This window comes from Chitinophaga flava (assembly GCF_003308995.1).
GTDB lineage: Bacteria > Bacteroidota > Bacteroidia > Chitinophagales > Chitinophagaceae > Chitinophaga > Chitinophaga flava.
In genome coordinates this window covers 2,523,097-2,540,643 of the sequence record NZ_QFFJ01000001.1, presented here as the reverse complement: position 1 = coordinate 2,540,643, position 17,547 = coordinate 2,523,097, and the positions used below count along the sequence as shown (strand labels likewise).

At 44.7% G+C, this 17,547-nt stretch carries 12 protein-coding genes and 1 tRNA gene; 8 read left to right on the top strand and 5 right to left on the bottom strand.

Annotation, left to right across the window (positions count from 1 at the left end; genetic code table 11):
• Nucleotides 1-24: 24 nt before the first annotated feature.
• Entirely contained in the window at nucleotides 25-1,089 is a 1,065-nt protein-coding gene (locus DF182_RS10135) for a serine hydrolase domain-containing protein (protein WP_113615512.1), read from the bottom strand.
• Between the two features lie 516 nt (nucleotides 1,090-1,605).
• On the opposite strand from DF182_RS10135, the gene DF182_RS10130 reads away from it, so the two are divergent.
• From DF182_RS10130 to DF182_RS10115, 4 genes are read left to right on the top strand one after another with little or no spacing between them, the layout of a single operon-like run.
• Nucleotides 1,606-4,653 (top strand): SusC/RagA family TonB-linked outer membrane protein, encoded by a 3,048-nt coding sequence (locus tag DF182_RS10130; protein ID WP_113616839.1) that lies wholly within the window; start codon nucleotides 1,606-1,608, stop codon nucleotides 4,651-4,653.
• Between the two features lie 26 nt (nucleotides 4,654-4,679).
• Nucleotides 4,680-6,152 (top strand): RagB/SusD family nutrient uptake outer membrane protein, encoded by a 1,473-nt coding sequence (locus DF182_RS10125; protein WP_113615511.1) that lies wholly within the window; start codon nucleotides 4,680-4,682, stop codon nucleotides 6,150-6,152.
• 22 nt (nucleotides 6,153-6,174) lie between these two features.
• Nucleotides 6,175-7,815, top strand: coding sequence for an arylsulfatase (locus tag DF182_RS10120; RefSeq protein ID WP_113615510.1), 1,641 nt, complete (start codon nucleotides 6,175-6,177; stop codon nucleotides 7,813-7,815).
• A gap of 22 nt (nucleotides 7,816-7,837) precedes the next feature.
• Nucleotides 7,838-9,445: an arylsulfatase gene (locus DF182_RS10115; RefSeq protein ID WP_113615509.1), complete on the top strand. Its 1,608-nt coding sequence runs from the start codon at nucleotides 7,838-7,840 to the stop codon at nucleotides 9,443-9,445.
• Here the strand turns inward: DF182_RS10115 and DF182_RS10110 are convergent.
• The gene (locus DF182_RS10110) at nucleotides 9,423-10,277 is read right to left on the bottom strand and encodes an AraC family transcriptional regulator (RefSeq protein WP_161964111.1); all 855 of its coding nucleotides are present in this window, start codon (nucleotides 10,275-10,277) and stop codon (nucleotides 9,423-9,425) included. The genes DF182_RS10115 and DF182_RS10110 overlap by 23 nt on opposite strands.
• A 127-nt stretch (nucleotides 10,278-10,404) precedes the next feature.
• Here DF182_RS10110 and DF182_RS10105 point away from each other — a divergent pair, with 127 nt between their 5' ends.
• From DF182_RS10105 to DF182_RS32295, 4 genes are all read left to right on the top strand, one after another.
• Nucleotides 10,405-11,388 (top strand): NADP-dependent oxidoreductase, encoded by a 984-nt coding sequence (locus DF182_RS10105; protein ID WP_113615507.1) that lies wholly within the window; start codon nucleotides 10,405-10,407, stop codon nucleotides 11,386-11,388.
• Between the two features lie 210 nt (nucleotides 11,389-11,598).
• Nucleotides 11,599-11,673 (top strand) — tRNA-Pro (locus DF182_RS10100).
• Between the two features lie 518 nt (nucleotides 11,674-12,191).
• Nucleotides 12,192-13,703, top strand: coding sequence for an SIR2 family protein (locus tag DF182_RS10095; protein WP_113615506.1), 1,512 nt, complete (start codon nucleotides 12,192-12,194; stop codon nucleotides 13,701-13,703).
• Nucleotides 13,704-13,942: 239 nt separating this feature from the next.
• Nucleotides 13,943-14,116, top strand: a complete 174-nt coding sequence (locus tag DF182_RS32295; protein ID WP_153259999.1) for a hypothetical protein — start codon at nucleotides 13,943-13,945, stop codon at nucleotides 14,114-14,116.
• 144 nt (nucleotides 14,117-14,260) lie between these two features.
• Here the strand turns inward: DF182_RS32295 and DF182_RS10090 are convergent, their stop codons facing one another.
• The 3 genes from DF182_RS10090 to DF182_RS10075 all read right to left on the bottom strand — a co-directional run bounded on the left by DF182_RS10090 (nucleotide 14,261) and on the right by DF182_RS10075 (nucleotide 17,516).
• Nucleotides 14,261-14,791 carry a DUF6036 family nucleotidyltransferase gene (locus DF182_RS10090; RefSeq protein WP_113615505.1) on the bottom strand — a complete coding sequence of 177 codons (531 nt, stop codon included), beginning with the start codon at nucleotides 14,789-14,791 and terminating at the stop codon, nucleotides 14,261-14,263.
• Nucleotides 14,792-15,299: 508 nt separating this feature from the next.
• Nucleotides 15,300-16,172 carry a hypothetical protein gene (locus tag DF182_RS10080; protein ID WP_113615503.1) on the bottom strand — a complete coding sequence of 291 codons (873 nt, stop codon included), beginning with the start codon at nucleotides 16,170-16,172 and terminating at the stop codon, nucleotides 15,300-15,302.
• A gap of 6 nt (nucleotides 16,173-16,178) precedes the next feature.
• The gene (locus DF182_RS10075; protein WP_211327090.1) at nucleotides 16,179-17,516 is read right to left on the bottom strand and encodes an MBOAT family O-acyltransferase; all 1,338 of its coding nucleotides are present in this window, start codon (nucleotides 17,514-17,516) and stop codon (nucleotides 16,179-16,181) included.
• Nucleotides 17,517-17,547 lie beyond the last annotated feature (31 nt).

The following is a 17,547-nucleotide window of genomic DNA, read 5'->3' as shown; positions in this document are numbered from 1 at the left end:
GCTGGTTTATTGGGAATAAATATTTCACTTCATATCTTCCACAATCATGTTCCTGATCTTTTTCTCAAATACAAAAGCCCTGACCATATCCCGGGTATCCCAGGATACGTTTTCCAGTACGATGACACTGGTTTGGGTGGTGGGGTAATAAAAGTTGATACAGGTGGTGGCAGCGGCAGGCATATTAGCGGCGCCGCTATGTCCCAGTTCTGTGAGCGTTTCCGGATGTGCGATCTGTATACCATCGCCATAGTCTACAGGGCCCCAGGTGGGATGGTCGCGGTGAGAGAAAGGAGTGGTGAAGATTTTGTAGAGGCTGTCGGGTAGTATCCTGCCGTTGTGCAATGCTTCATTCCACAGGAGCAGGTCGCGGGCGTTGGAGATAATACCGCCGGCGGGGGCCAGCATTTTCATGAAGGTTACATCAGCGCCGGTGGGGATGAGCTGGCGGGTGCTGTCTTCCAGAAAACTTTTCAGGACGATAGGTTTGTTGCCAGGTGCATAACTGTTTTTCATTCCGGCTTTGCTGAAGAGGTCTGCCACCAGTGTGTTATAGGGCTTGCCGGTTACTTTTTCGAGGATCTCACCCAGCAACGAGTAACCGATATTGGAGTAGGCAAATTGTGAACCTGGTTTAAATGCCAGTGGTCTGTCGGGCCAGATAATACCGGAGACATGATTGAGCAGGTGTTGTACGGTGACAGTGTCTTTCCAGCGCTGAGGGATGTTGTGGAGATAACGACCGATAGGCGCCTGCAGGTCCAGGTGTTTTTGTGCGGCCTCCTGTAGTACCAGTACACCGGTCACTTGTTTGCTGACAGAACCTATTACAAACTGTTCATCGGATTGAAGCGGTACTTTGTGCGCCGCGTCGGAAAAACCATAACAGCGGGAATACAGGATTCTGCCATTGCGGGCAATGAGGATCACGCCGTTGAAGGGCCGTCCCAGGTCTGTTTTTATCAGGGTGTCTATACGGGCGATGACCGCAGGACTTTGGCCGCTGGTTGGCATAACGGAAATCAACAGGGCTGCAGCCAGGGCACGCTGACAAACCTGCCTGATCAGGGCAGGGGAGAAAATTTTCATGAAACGGAGTTGAGGATGTTAGCAGATGATTTTATGCTACATGTAAGTTACGCCGACTTCCCGATTTCTTCCAAACAAAATTGATGCACGATAAAAAAATCTTATAACTATTAGTCTACAAATATTGTGTACTAATAAAAATAGTCTTACTTTTACGACGTTGTTATCAGAACAGGCACTGAAAACCACCATCTATATACAGCAGAACCAGCCCTGGTACAGTTTTTAGCACCACCCATTAAAACTGCAGGGCACCAACAGTGCTTCAGGCAACATTTTTCTTCAACACTAAATTTTATTTAGATGTCAACCACTTATTACTGCAACCGTACCGGCGGAGTGAGATGTTGTTCCGGCTGTTGTTGCCTACGGTAGAAGCTTTCCGGCATTTCCTCCTATAGATTCTTTTCTGACAGCGCCTTTGTTTCCAGGGCCTGACATTCCCATGCCCGTTGTCATGTTACAGGTTTTCCGGCTTGTGTGGGCGGGCAGCTAAATTTTTAAATCATGCAGATAATGTTACACAAAAACATATTGGCATGGGTAGGACTATCCATGCTCTTTTTTATCCCCTTGCTTTCAACAGCACAGGTGCCTACAACACCGCTGATCAATTCACACCTGAGTGGCATAGTGGTGGATGCCCGCACCCATGAACCGTTGCCGGGCGCGGTGGTCAACATCAAAGGTACCACGCACGGTGTGTCTACTGATGCAGAAGGACGTTTTGTATTTGTTACCGGACAGAAGTTCCCTTATACACTTATCATCAGTTACATTGGTTATAAAAAAACAGAAGTTGTAGCTACCGGCGGCCATATAGAAATACCGCTGGAATCGGTACAGAGCCAGCTGAATGATGTGGTGGTAGTAGGCTATGGCACGCAGAAAAAAAGTGATCTTACCGGCGCCATAGGATCTGTTTCAGGTCCGTTGCTGAAGCAGCCGGTCAGTGCTGTTGACCAGGCGTTGAAAGGTGCTGTTCCTGGCGTACAGGTAACCCAGACTTCCGGGCAGCCCGGCGGTGGCGTCAGTATCCGTGTAAGGGGAGGCAGCTCCATACAGGGCGGTAATGAACCGTTGTATGTAATAGATGGTTTCCCGATATACAACAGTCCTGCTGGTCCGGGTATACTCACCGGTGCACCCGTTAATCCACTGGCCAGCATCAATCCTTCTGATATCGAAAGTGTGGATGTGCTGAAAGATGCCTCTGCTACTGCTATCTACGGCTCCCGCGGGGCCAACGGCGTAGTGATCATCACCACCCGCAAAGGCAAAGCTGACCGGAACACGATTTCCTATGAAGGATCTTATGGCGTGCAGTCCTTACGCAGGAAGATAGACCTGCTCAACGCCCGCGACTTTGCCATCCTGCGTAATGAAGCACTGTTAGATGCCAATCCTTCCAAAGGCCCTAACCAGTATCTTTCGCAGGATCAGATCAACCAGCTGGGCAAAGGCACCGATTGGCAGGACGCCGCTTTCCGCAGCGCCCCCACACAAAATCATCAGCTAACCATCAGCGGCGGCAATCCTAAAACAAGGTATCTCCTTTCAGGCAATTACTTTGATCAGCAGGGTATCGTCCGCAATACAGACTTCACCCGACTGGGTGTCAGAGCTAACGTAGACGCACAACCGTATGAAAAGCTGAAAATAAGCGCCAACCTGTCTGTCAGCAAGTCAGACGCCAATGTGGCGCCTTCCGGCTTTGTCACCTCCCTGCTGCAGATGCCACCCACCGCCACCATCTATGAACCAGATGGTAGTTATACACTCCGTAATCCTTTCGAAAACATTTTCGCCAACCCTATCGCCACTATCAATGAGCAACGTAACAAATCAACCACCAACCGCCTGCTGGGTACTGCCTTTGCTGAATACAGCATCATTGATGGGCTGAACCTGAAAGTGTTGCTGGGCGCCGATGTGAATAATACCACTGAAAAGAACTACATCCCGGCAACTATCTATGAAGGGATACAGAATAAAGGCAGCGCCGCCAGAGGTACCTACAATGCTTATTCCTGGCTGAATGAAAATACCCTCACGTATACACGTAGTATTGGTAAACATACTTTTGATGTGCTGGCAGGTTTCACCCAACAGGAATTCAAGAGTGATATTGTAAGAACCGGTGCACAGAATTTTGTTTCAGATGATCTTACCTACAACAGCCTGCAGAGCGGATCTACATTGGTACGCCCCTTTGCTGACGCCACCTCCTGGGTACTGCATTCCTATCTGGCACGGATCAACTATAATTATCACGGCCGTTATTATTTTACGGCCAGCATCCGTACAGACGGCTCTTCCCGTTTCGGGAAAGGCAACAAATGGGGCTACTTCCCTTCTGCAGCCGCTTCCTGGCGTATCAGCAACGAACGTTTTTTTGAGCCGGCGACCAAAGTGATCAACGACCTGAAACTACGCGCCAGCTTTGGTACTACCGGTAATCTGGAAATCGGTGAATATCAATCACTCGCCACCCTTTACAGCCTCAATTATCTTTTCGGAAAAAATATAGCCACGGGCTTTGCTCCTTCCCGTCTCGCCAATGATCACCTGGGCTGGGAAAAAACCTGGCAGTACAATGCCGGACTGGATGCGGCATTCCTGAAAGGCAGGCTGTTATTTACGCTGGACGGCTATTACAAGAAAACCACTAACCTGCTGCTGAATGTAGAAATACCCTGGACTTCCGGACAAACCGCTTCCCTCCAGAACTTCGGTTCTGTATTGAATAAAGGTCTGGAAGTAAGTATCAGTAGTAAAAACGTTACCGGAGCGTTTACCTGGAATACGGATTTTAATATCTCCTTCAACCATAATGAAGTGCTGACCATCGGCAATGGTGCCCGCTCCTATATCAGCGGCAACTATATCATTCAGGTAGGGCAACCGCTGGGAAGCTTCTACGGTACCGTGACAGATGGTATTCTGCAAAAAGGAGAAGAAGCTACTAAAGGAAAATATACCGGCAATGCCGTCCCTAAGCCAGGAGACCGCCTTTACAAGGATACTAACGGCGACGGCATCTTCACCACAGCTGCCGATAGAACGATTATCGGCAACGCACAGCCCGACTTCGTGTTTGGCTTTGGCAACAACTTTTCCTGGAAGGGATTATCACTGTCAGTGTTTCTACAGGGATCTTATGGGAATAAAATCCTGAATGCCAACCGGCAATCGCTGGAACTGTTTACCGGTCAGCAAAATGCGGCCGCTTCTGCATTGGACCGGTGGACGCCTGCCAATCCCAGTCAAACTATTCCCCGCGCCAAGCTGGACCCAGCCCCGGTTTTCTCTGACCGCTTTATCGAAGACGGTTCTTTCCTGCGGATAAGAAACATCACGTTGGGCTATACCCTGCCCAGGTCGGTGATCGGTAAAATATCGGCTGTCAACGTGTATTTGTCCGCACAAAATCTGCTTACCTGGACAAAATATACCGGCTTCGATCCTGAAGTAACTTCCGGCAGCAACGTATCACCGGGAACAGATGCAGGCATCTATCCGGTTGCCAGAACAGTAAATGCTGGTGTGCGCATCACACTGTAATCATCTACCAACCACAAAAAACATGTATGAAAAAAGCCTTTATACTATATATCGTTATGCTGGCCATTGGGTGGGCATCCTGCTCCAAACTGGATGAAAAGCCGGAGTCAGTACTGACCACTGATAATTTTTATCAGAATGAAGACCAGGCCAAAGCAGCTGTCACAGCGGCTTACCGAAAACTGTATGAATCGGGGCAGTCTATTTACAACAGCCTTTTCCAGATCGGTGTGGAAATGGCCACCGATGATTATGAAGCCGGGCCGAGGGCACGTAATGCCCATGTACGGGCTATTTCCGGGCTTACCCACGATGCTTCCAACGACCGTATGGAACAGTTGTGGAAACAGAGCTATGACGCTATCAATGTTGCCAATATCGCGATTGACCGTATTGCGCTTATCAGGAAAGAAAATATTTCAGCTACCGTACAAACACGGTTGATCAACGAAGCCCGGTTCCTGCGTGCGCTGCATTATTTTAATCTGGTGAGATGGTTTGGTGCTGTGCCACTGGTACTGCATGAACCAGCATCGCTTTCGCCGGAGGCTCTGTATGTGGAGAAAGCATCGGAAGCTGCCGTGTATGCACAGATCATCAGCGATCTCACCGCTGCGGAAGCCCTGCCTGCTCCCGGAGAATATGGCGCCAACGATATCGGCAGGGCTACTTCCGGTGCAGCCAAAAGCCTCCTGGCCAAAGTATATCTCACCCGCAAAGACTGGGCAAATGCCGTTGCCAAAAGTAAAGAGGTGATAGATCATCACTGGTATGCGCTTTTTGATAATTATGCGGATGTATTTAATGTGGCGAAGAAGAATGGTATTGAACATATTTTCTCTGCGCAGTTCCAGGGCAATTCCGGTTATCAGGGTAACAGTTTGGCTAGTCGGTCTGCCCCCAATGAAGTGCCGGGCGTCAATGGTGATTATTCGGATGCATTGCACAAACAGGGAGGGCTATACGAAAGTTTTGCGGAAGGCGATGCCCGTAAGGCTGTCACCTTTGTAACTCAGATGCTCAGTCCTACTGATGGGAAGTTGTACACCTTTGAACCGCATTTCAACAAATACTATGATCCTGCTGTAATTGGTAACCAGGGCGAGTCTTCCAAAAACCTGCCTATTATCCGGTATGCGGAAGTTTTGCTGATATATGCTGAAGCATTGAATGAGTTGAACGGGCCTTCGGCCGAAGCTTACCAGGCTGTTGATGCCGTGCGGCAAAGAGCTGGTGTGGCCCGTCTGCAGGACCTGGCTCCTTCTCTCAATGCAGACGCTTTCCGCGACAGTGTTTTCCAGGAAAGAAGGAAAGAGTTTGTATATGAATACCAGCGCTGGTTTGATCTGGTAAGAAGAGGACCGGATTATTATGTGAAAGTGCTGAAAGCTGCTGGCAAAACCCTGGCTGCTCCCCGGCATATTCATTTCCCTACACCACAGCGGGAGCTGAACCTTAACCCCAAACTAAAACAGGACCCGCTCTGGGAAAATTATTGATATCGCATTTAAAGTATATCTGATGAAAAAAATGATCACCACCCTTGTTATGCTTGGTGTTATCCACCTGGGCATAGCACAGCAAAAACAACAGCGGCCCAATATCATCCTGATCATGGTAGATGATATGGGCTACTCCGATATTGCGCCTTATGGCGGCGAAATACAAACTCCCAACCTGTCGCGGCTGGCTGCCGAAGGGCTGCGGCTACAGGAGTTTTACAACAATTCCATCTGTGCACCTACCAGGGCTTCCCTGCTGACAGGGCAGTCCAATCATAAAGCCGGCATCGGTTTTTTTAATGTTAACCTGGGGTTGCCTGCCTACCAGGGTTTCCTCAATAAAGAATCGCTGACGCTCGCAGAAGTATTGAAGACAGCGGGTTACAGCACACTGATGTCGGGCAAATGGCATGTAGGCGATGATAGTATCTACTGGCCCAATCAGCGCGGATTCGACCGGTTCTTCGGTTTTATCGGCGGCGCCAGCAACTACTATGATATTGGCAGTTATCCCGATAAGGTGCCACCTGTGCCGCTGGTGGAAGACAACCGCCGCCTCAATCTGGCCCCAGGAAAGTATCTGACGGATGAGATCACCGGTCATGCTGTGAAATTCCTGGAAGAGCAGAATCGTACCAATCAGCCCTTTTTCCTGTATGTGGCTTACAATGCGCCTCACTGGCCGCTGCAGGCGCCACCTGAAGATATCGCCCGCTACAAAGGGCGTTATGCTATTGGCTGGGACTCGCTGAGGAATGAACGTATTGCCCGCCAGAAACAACTGGGCCTCATCCGCCAGGATGCCACCATCGCCCCTGATCCGGAAGTACCGGCGTGGGAAAGTCTTACCTATGATGAAAAAAAGCTGTGGGAGAAAAAGATGGAAGTGTATGCCGCCATGGTAGATCACGTAGACCAGGGCATCGGAAAGATACTTGACAAGCTGAAAGCACTAAAAAAAGAAGATAATACACTCATTGTATTTATTTCCGATAACGGTGCACAGGGAGGTTTTATCCCTACCGGCAGAAGAAGGCAACGCAGCTCAGGGCCTATCGGTACTGCAGGTTCTTACGATTATCAGGAACAAAGCTGGGCACATGTTTCCAACTCACCTTTCCGTTCCTACAAAGCCAGTGCCTACGAAGGTGGTATCAGCTCCCCGCTGATTGCCTGGTATCCTGCTAAAATCAAAGGTGGCAGCGTTGCCAGGGGCACAGCTCACCTGATCGATCTGGCGCCTACGTTTTATGAAATAGGTCACGCTCATTATCCGGCTACTTATCATAACTTCAGTATACAACCTTTACAGGGAGTTAGTCTGGTGTCTTTGTTTTTTTCCCAGCGGGAGATAGACCGGTCGACGCCCCTTTTCTGGGAAAGAGCAGGCAACCGGGCCGTGAGAAAAGGCAAATGGAAACTGATATCCTCCTATCCTTCCAAACAGTGGGAACTGTATGATATAGACAATGACCGTGCAGAAACAAGGAACCTTGCCATACAACAACCACAGGTTGTGAAAGAACTGTCGGCCGCCTATGAACAATGGGCCAACGATAACAATGTAGTAGACTATGATAAGATAAAACCCGCCGGCCCTGCTGGTTTTGCTGGTCCTACAGGCGCGCCGGTTGTTCCATCCAACAATAAAAAACAATAACATCAGCATAAAAGAGAAAAAAATGAAGCAGTTATGGCTAACATTCACCGCCCTCGCCACCCTGACGGTTGTGAACACAATATATGCCCAGGCCAGGAAACCCAATATCATCCTGATTCTGGTAGATGACATGGGTTACTCCGATCTGGGTGCTTATGGATCGGAGATACATACGCCCAACCTGGACCGCCTTGCCAGTGAAGGGTTGCGGCTGAAAGAGTTTTACAACAACTCCATCTGCGCACCTACAAGGGCTTCTCTGTTGACAGGGCAGTATCAGCACAAGGCCGGCGTCGGTTTTTTTGACGTCAACCTCGGACTGCCTGCCTATCAGGGTTTCCTTAATAAAGAATCCCTCACGCTGGCAGAAGTGCTGAAAACAGCCGGTTACCATACGCTTATGTCAGGCAAATGGCATGTAGGCAATGACAGCCTGGCCTGGCCCAATCAACGCGGTTTTGACCGGTTTTATGGTATCATCGGTGGTGGCGCCAACTATTTCGATGCCAGGCCCATGCCGCTGTTTGGATCACAATATCCGGTGGTGCTGGTGGAAAACAACCAGCGGCTGCATCCGGCAGACAACAGCTATTATTTCACCGATGAGATAGCAGCACATGCCATCAGCTACCTGGAAGAACAACGCAACAGCAACCAGCCTTTTTTCCTTTACCTGGCCTTTAATGCACCACATTGGCCATTACAGGCTTTACCAGAAGATATTGCCCGTTATAAAGGCCGGTATGACATAGGCTGGGATTCCCTGCGTACAGAGCGGCTGGCACGGCAAAAACAGCTGGGCCTCCTGGATACTAAACAAACCATCGCCGTAAGAGATGCATCAGTACCAGATTGGAACTGCCTCACCTACGATGAAAAAGTGTTGTGGAAAGCGAAGATGGAAGTGTATGCCGCTATGGTAGACCGTATGGACCAGGGCGTAGGTAAGGTGCTGGACAAGCTGAAAGAATTGAAGAAAGATGACAACACCCTGATTGTGTTTATCTCTGATAACGGTGCGCCGGCAGAAGATGTGGCACACTGGAACGGCTCTGCTGCCGGCCGTAACACCGGCCCGGTAGGTACTGCCGGCTCTTTTGAATCGCAGGGTAAAAACTGGTCGTATGTGTCCAATACACCTTTCCGCGCATTCAAGAACTTTATGTATGAAGGTGGTATCAGTTCACCGCTGATAGCCTGGTATCCGGGGCATATCCGGAAAGGTACTATTGAGAAAGGGACAGCTCACCTGATTGATCTGGCTCCTACTTTTTATGAGCTGGCCGGTGTGAAATATCCGCAACAGTATAATGGCCTAAAAGCCAATGTGCTGCCGGGTAAAAGCCTGACAGGGCTCTTTTTCCGGGGCGAAGATATTCACCGTGATGAACCGGTGTTCTGGGAACGGGCGGGCAACCGGGCCGTGAGAAAAGGAAAGTGGAAGTTGGTGTCTACCTGGCCGCAGTACCGGTGGGAACTGTATAATATCGAAGAAGACCGCGGAGAGACTACTGATCTGGCGGCGCAACAGACACAGGTAGTCAATGAACTGTCGGCCGCTTATTTTGAATGGGCTAAAAGGACCGGCGTGGTGGATTTTGACAAGATCAAGCCGGAACGTCGGCCATAGCACTCTTTCTTATTGCTGACATGCCTTTGTTGTAAAAGCGTTTCATCATTTTGTTGAGATGACTGCTATCGGTGAAGCCAAGGTCGTATGCGATTTCCTTAAACGGAATATCAGTGTACAGGGCCTTGGCTTCTGCGAGTTTCAGCTTGGACCGCAGGATGAACTCCTGATAGGTTTCCCGTGCATTACGTTTGAAATACTCGCTGAAGTAGGTAGGTGCAATATGGAATCGTTCAGACAGGAATTGTGGCGTGATCATCTCCTCATCCAGCAGATGGTACTGGACATGTAGCAGTAAGTCTGCAAATTTTTTTTCTTCGTATAGGGATTGAGGTGGTAATGCTGTTGCTACATTGCGGGCTATCAGTTCCAGGATGGATACCATGGTGCTTTGCATGATACGGCGTGTATGCGGATCGTTGCGCTGGTTTTCATACATCAGCAGTTCCAGCAGATGCACCAGGTGCTGTTTATCGGCGCCGTTACTGATCAGTTCTCCCGGCAGGCGGTTATAGTTGCCAATAATGAAATTGAGGCGACAGAACCATTTTCCGAAATCAATCACACATTCTTCATCACTGGAAAAAAAATTGGCCGTGAAACGGATAAACAAAAAGGTAGTAGTTGCTGTGATGTCATATAAGTGACAATCAGAGGAGGGCAGCAGGAAAAAACTTCCTTCCTGGTAAGGGACCTGATTGTAATTGACACACTGTTTTCCTTTTCCTTTGAGGATATATACCAGTTCAAAAAAATTATTGCGGCGGTTTCGTTTTTCCCAGTGATCCAGCTCGGTAACGCTGATACTGAACGGTTCATGTATTTGTTCCATACTGCTAAAATACATATTTACTGCCATGCTGCAGCCGGTGTCCAATCTCGTTACTGCTTTTCCCCTTTTGTTTACCACTCCATTGGTAAGCCGGCTTCTACCTTTGTTGCTATAAAAAATTACAAAGATGAAAGCAATTGTTTTGGAAAAACTGGATTCCGCTTCACCACTGGAAGTTACAGATATTGCAGTACCAGCTATTACCAATACAGAAGTATTGGTAAAGACAGTAGCCCTGTCTATTAACCCCGTGGATGTTAAGACGTTGGAAGACTATAAAATTGTCACTGATGAACAGACGATACGTGCGAGTGCAGCCGCTGTGTTTGACGGGGTGTCTCCTGTGATCCTGGGTTGGGATCTGGCCGGTATTGTGGAAGCAGTCGGCAGTAAAGTAACAAAATTCAAGGTAGGAGATGCTGTATTCGGGATGGTGAATTTTCCGGGTCAGGGTAACGTTTATGCGGAATATGTGGCTGCTCCGGCATCACATCTGGCACTGAAGCCTGATAATATTAGTTTCGACGAAGCGGCTGCTGCTACACTGGCGGCTGTTACTGCCTGGCAGAACCTCACGCGGCATTATACCGTAAAACAGGGTGATCGTATCCTGATCACCGCTCCTACTGGTGGTGTAGGTCATTATGCTGTTCAGATGGCCAAACATCTGGGTGCTTATGTGATAGCCATCACACAGCCTGCCAGCAAGGCATTGGCCTCTTCTTTCGGTGCCGACGAAGTATTGGATTATGATACCTTCGATCTGGACCATGCAGCCAGCCTGCAGCTCAATCTGTTGCTGGACTTAGGAGGTCGTTTGCCAGCAACCCGTTTTTCCCGTCATCTGTTGCCTGGCGCTCCTGTGCTGTATATCCCTTCAGCTATCCCTGACAAACAATTGCAGCATTACCGCGACCAGGGGCTGAATGTGTCCTATACCATAGTACATTCTGAGGAAAACGCTATTGACGAGATCGCACAGCTGTTGAAAGACGGCAGCGTTGTATCGCAAATAGACAGTGTCTTTGACTTTACTGCTATGAGAGTTGCATTTGATGCCATCCATCAGGGCACAACAAAAGGAAAAATCATCATCAGAATGCCCCAATAAACTTCTTTTTCCGAAAAATCTTCTCTGAAAGAATTCGTTAAAACCTTTAATGGTAAAGGGTTTTGTGTTTCCTTTCAGGAAGATTTTTAAATTTTTTTAGAAAAATTTGCTTTTATGTAAAACAAATCCCTACCTTTGCACTCCACATTTGAAGAAAGGGTTTGCTACAAGAGCGCCTGTTTGATCTGAAATGTGGACCGTTCAGGGATTCGGGGCGTAGCGTAGCCCGGTTATCGCGCCTGCTTTGGGAGCAGGAGGTCGCAAGTTCGAATCTTGCCGCCCCGACGGAAATTTAAAAGAGCCTTCAAGTCGTTAGATTTGAAGGCTTTTTTTGTTCGAAATATTCTTGTTGCAATAGCTTGATCCAATGCCTCGCCTAAGGCAATCCAATCAAGCTTCAGGTTGTATCACTGTACCTGTCCTTAATTCTGTTATTTTCCCCTCATCGATGCTTACACTGAATTGCTATTAAATTTATTTGATATCTCATTTCTTATTTGAATAATCTTTCTCTGAAGTTTACAAAATCCTCTATTAACCTTAAATCCAGTATTAACAAGTTCGAAATTTGTCACGTTCCCCGACTTAGAAAATCAAAGAGGCTGTCTCAAAAGTTCGAGACAGCCTCTTTTGATTTAGTCAGGTAGTTGAATATGCCATTCTCAGCGCCTTCAAAATATTTTTGGTACACCTCCTGTTTATTTGGAGGATAGACACATTTTGTAAAAATCTATTGCTTGAGAGATTTGGTATATTTCATATATTTAGTATTTAAGTATTGCAATTAACAGATAATCATTACTATGCTCGCAGATGACATTCTTTCTAGTTTTGAAACAAATGGCCCAAGAAGTTATTTCCAGTTTGAAACATTTATTCTTAATCTACTAAAATTTCATATAGAAACTGAGAAAAAGCAATTTGCTATATCTGATAGTATAAGAGGTATTGCTGATGCTGTTGCAGAAAATGGGTTTGACGATTTCAAAGGTAAAACGCTGATAGAAATTACCAACAGCATCACTCGAATGCCAATGAAGGAATTTGTGGACCGAATGCTTTATCAACTATCAAGACAAGATGATCTAGAGAGCGTGAAAAATATTTTAATAGTAACCTTGCGAACAATTCCGGCGCCAACGAAGGCCAAAATTGTTAGCCAAGTTACAAATACATATCCAGCCATTGAAATCTTTATATGGGATTCTCAGGATATAAATAAGATCATCAATAAACATCGAAAGCAAGCAAATTCTATTGCCAATAATTTATTCTCTTTAAGGCTTGAAACTGCTGTTTCAAAGAGTTTGGGAGATTGGAAAAAAGAAAGAGAGGAACGTCTAAAAGAATTATCTGATTCATACGATAGAGGGCAATTTGCTTTTTTTTTAGGAGCAGGAGTGTCGAGCAGTGCCGGAATGCCTGATTGGAATACACTATTGAACTCCTTATTTGTGTCCTATTTGGCAAAGGAGTTATCTATTTCTCAAGAGGATATAAAACAGATAGTTAATCGCCTAAATGAAGTTGACGAACCGTCAGCTCTAATGGCAGCGAGGTACCTTAGAAAAGGACTATCAAAGGAGAGAACAGAGATGAGGGAATTTACCAAAATCATAACCGAAAACTTATATCAACTAAGAGACACACAAAGAGAAATAAATTCCGATCTGCTAAAATCAATTTCTAATCTCTGTATGCCTAAGAGAACAGGCGCAAAAGTTCGATCTGTTGTGACATATAACTTTGACGATTTGTTAGAAAGGCAATTAAAAAATAAATCAATCCAATATCACAGTATTTATTCGGAAAACGAATATTACCATCCTGATGAATTGCCAATTTATCATGTTCATGGTTTTCTGCCAGAAAATCCCAACGGCTATGAGGGACTTGATAAAAGCACTTTGGTTTTTTCAGAAGAAGGTTACCATCAGATTTATTCAGAAGCGTATCATTGGTCAAATTTGGTTCAATTAAATAATCTTCGAGAATATAATTGTCTAATGGTTGGTTTATCTATGACTGATCCCAACCTAAGAAGACTTTTAGATATTTCAGCAAGAAATTTGGATAAACCAAGGCATTTTTCGTTGATGAGACGAATGACAAAAGAAAAGTTTATTTATTCCTCTGAGTCAAAAAGTGGAGATAAAAAACAGGTTATCGCAGATTCAAAATCAGCGGAAGAGTTTTTGGACAAACACCATAAATTAAATGAGGAGATAATGAAGGAGCTTGGTGTTTCAATTATTTGGTTTAATGAATTTGATGAAATTCCACCGCTGCTGAACAAATTGATAAATAATGCGTAGCAGGCCTTGCCGCCGCTCCAAATGTCTTCAAAGCCTATCCTCGGTCATCTGCTTGAGTCTTTCAATCGGAGCAGATTTTAAGCTGTAGTTGTTTTATATGAGGCGGGGAGCCGGTTATGCAGATATATAAAATGTGTAAAAAAATAATAATATGATGAGCGAGCTACTATTGGACGGTGTAACTCGCTTAGGTTGGAACCCCCAAAGAAGTAACTTAGGAAAGTTGCCAATTGCTGAGCGTGTTACAAGAAAATCTGGCAGGATATTATCAAAAAAGCAAAGAAAATTCAGGAGTACCAATATGTAATGAAACTCTTAAGGTCAGACATAAAAAGCTTGAAGAAAAAAGAAGTGAAGAAAAGAAGAAACTAGCAAGACAAAAGCAGCTTAGGACTTTAACTGATTATGGGTAGGCGTTGGGCTTGGGAGATTTTTAGCCGCAGCCCAAAACGCATTTAAAGCTGTATTATCTTCCATCATCTGTTTAAGCCTCTCCATCGGAGACTTGGAAAGCCAGATTTTAAGCTGCAATTGCTTTATATGAACGGGTGTATCAGTCATACTTCAAGAAGATTAAATGTATTTAAGTTGAGCTTATTAATCCATGTTCTAATATAGTCCCAATCCAGATTCTCGAGCGAAGCCAAATTCCTGATATCCTCCATTTGTATCGCCGACTGATAATCCTGAATCCAAATAAGTTTGGAAAGAAGCAGATCTTCGACAGAAACTACGTAGACAACCTGACCATAAAAATCTATCTGCACTCTCCTGCTGAATTCCATTTGCCTGAATGGATCAGGCTTCAAAACAACAAAATCCGCTTTAAAACCAGATGCATGATCAATAATATTAAACATGCTTCGACGGTTTATTGCATCTTGTATAGCATCTTTATCACAATAATATCCATTTTCAAAATTTGCAATAAAGCGGTCAATATCTTTAGATTCAAGATGTATGACGAAGTCAAAATCCCTTGTAGCTCTTGGTACAACGTATAAGCTCATCGCCACACTACCTGAAAGCATATATGGGATATTGAGTTCATGGAGTATCGCTATTATTTTTTCGAAAAAAGAAACCATATATAATTACAAGTTAGGTATACTCCGTGTGTGAAGCAAATTTTTAAATTAATTTATTGATATTTAAATGTTTATGATTTATAGAAAACTTTTGAATATCTCTATTTTGATAAGGTCAGCAATAAAAAAGTTCGAAATTTGTCGCGTTCCCCCGACGGAAAAGTAAAAAGCTCTAAAGTCTTTAATATTAACGACTTTAGAGCTTTTTTTTATGGTGATTTTTAAATACATTCTATTAATGTAACCTAAACCAACCTTTTTAAACTTTTGGGCTACGAATGGGCTAAAAGTGGATAAACATATCTATTAACAAGGTAGCAGGGGAGTTAAATGCATCCGATTGGGCTACCATCACCTATAATAGAAGACCGAACTACCATAAAACCTTTATTGGCTTTCCAGGTCTGAATAATTGTATCTTCCCCATTAACCGATAAAGATCCACTGGCAATAAGATTATTAGCGCACATATTCACAATCCTTGCGAGTTTCATTTCCTCTTTGCAATTCATGGAACTAATTCATTTTTTGCAGAAAATAAACGTGCTGTTTCCTCCCTGAAATACATACTATAATCCCAAAGGCTGGAATGGCTCAGATGTATACCATCTACTGTCTGGTATTTATGGTCTTTAGGGGCATTTAAAAAATAAACATTTTCCAGATGCTGAAACCTGACCCTTAGCTTCTCTCTTATTACGGTGGTCAATGGAAGTGGCACTAATGAGGCAGATACCGGCACTTCAAAGATACAAACCTTCCCTCCTGACGCAGTTATGTCCTTTACAAATTCTGTCAATCTGTCTAATCCGCGATTGACAAGTAATGTATCCACCGTTTTATAAATGCTTTCTTGCCGCGTCAATAGGTTTGCAAAAAGAGCAGGCGAAGGGACAGCGTCATTCTCAGGAGCTGGTCTTTCTTCTTTATTCTTTTGTGGTTTCAGAACGCTCAGAAGGATATTTGGCGGCTGGTTCTGGTCTCTCATACCAGGTAGCCAAATCTTTAATTGATTATTTATGCGATTACTAAAAATGTCTTTAAATGATTCACTGCCATCACGGAAAAAATAATTGCTTTCAATGAACACGGTTTTGGGAAGTGTATGTATTGTTCTAACAACTTCTATTCCATCTGCTACATTCAAGCCTGGCAAAGAAAGATTGTATATACTATCTGGTAAATGCATTAATGCAGAAAGCGACGTACCCAGCATTACTGCTGATGGTTTTCTTTCAGCATCATAAATATATTTCTGTGCTCTTATAACATTCAGCTGATATTGATATTGGTATTCGTTGAACTGCTTTTTACTGACTGTCAGATAAATATTAAATGCAGCAAAGATGACTATAAAGACGAGCAGACTTTTCCTGATCATAAATACTTAAAATTGAAAATAAATAAATGAGCCTGATGGCCCGCTATTCACTGCGATCAAAAACAACATAATAGCATTAGCTAGATATTTATAACGATTAACTGTGCTGTTTAATCGCCAATCTGCTGGCATTAGGTAGTGAATATGATACAAAACTACTGGCATAGAGTAGATAATAATGCAAACCAATATCAGACGGTTGTTCGGCACGTGAACGTTCGTCCCGATGGCTTTCAGATAATCCACCACGTCATGAAATGGTAGCCGGAAAAGCAACCAGGCAAGTGTTACAAAAGAAAAAACCATACAACCCTTCAGAATGATGCCTATCCGGCTTTCAATTTTTATACGGAAGGTCTGATTGATCAGTCTTTCGATAGCCAGTGCTAATCCATGAAATGCGCCCCATACTGCGTAGCTCCAGCCTGCACCATGCCATAACCCTCCGAGAACCATCGTGATCGTAAGGTTAAAATATGTTCTGACGTGCCCCTTTCTATTACCTCCAAGTGGAATATAGAGATACTCTTTCAGAAAAGTAGATAATGAAATATGCCATCTTCTCCAAAACTCAGAAAAGGAAGTGGAAATGTATGGAAAGTTAAAGTTCTCCAGCAAATCGTATCCAAACAATTTAGCCAACCCCAGCGCGATCATTGAATATCCTGCAAAATCAGCAAAGATCTGGATGGAATATCCCAAAAGCATTACAATAAGGGTGATACTGGATAGTGTTTGAAAATATGGCGCCGTCATCCAGAAAGTGAAATTTGACAGGTTGTCTGCTATCACCATCTTGAAAAAATACCCTGCTGTCAATTTTCTGAATACATAATCCCAGTCAATTGTCTTAATGCTCTTCTCTTTGATCTGTGGGTAAAACTCATACGCTTTCAGAATAGGGCCTGCAATAAGGTGTGGGAAAAAGGAAATAAAGAAGAGCGTTTTAGTTACATGTTTCCCAATTGATTTATCAATGGTCAGCACATCAGCATGTCTGTTTGAGTAAACATCTAGCAGCAGACTGATACCTTCAAATGTATAAAAAGAAATTCCAATTGGTAATGGAGTCATGATAAGATAATGGCCTAAACCTTTCGAGGTATCCATAAAGGTATGAGCGAGTAAAGACCCATATTTGAAATAAGCCAAAATAGCCAGATTTAAAACGACTCCAAGGGTGACATACAGCTTTCTGTGGTTAACTGAACCGTAAACTGTCATGTAACTCATCATAATATTTATTGAGGCAGAACAGAGCAGTAGTAGTAATAAAGCAGGCTGTCCATATGCATAAAAAAGCAAACTGGAAATGATCAGGATACTGACCTGCAATTTTCCCATGCGGGGCAAATAGTAAATAACAAATGTTGCT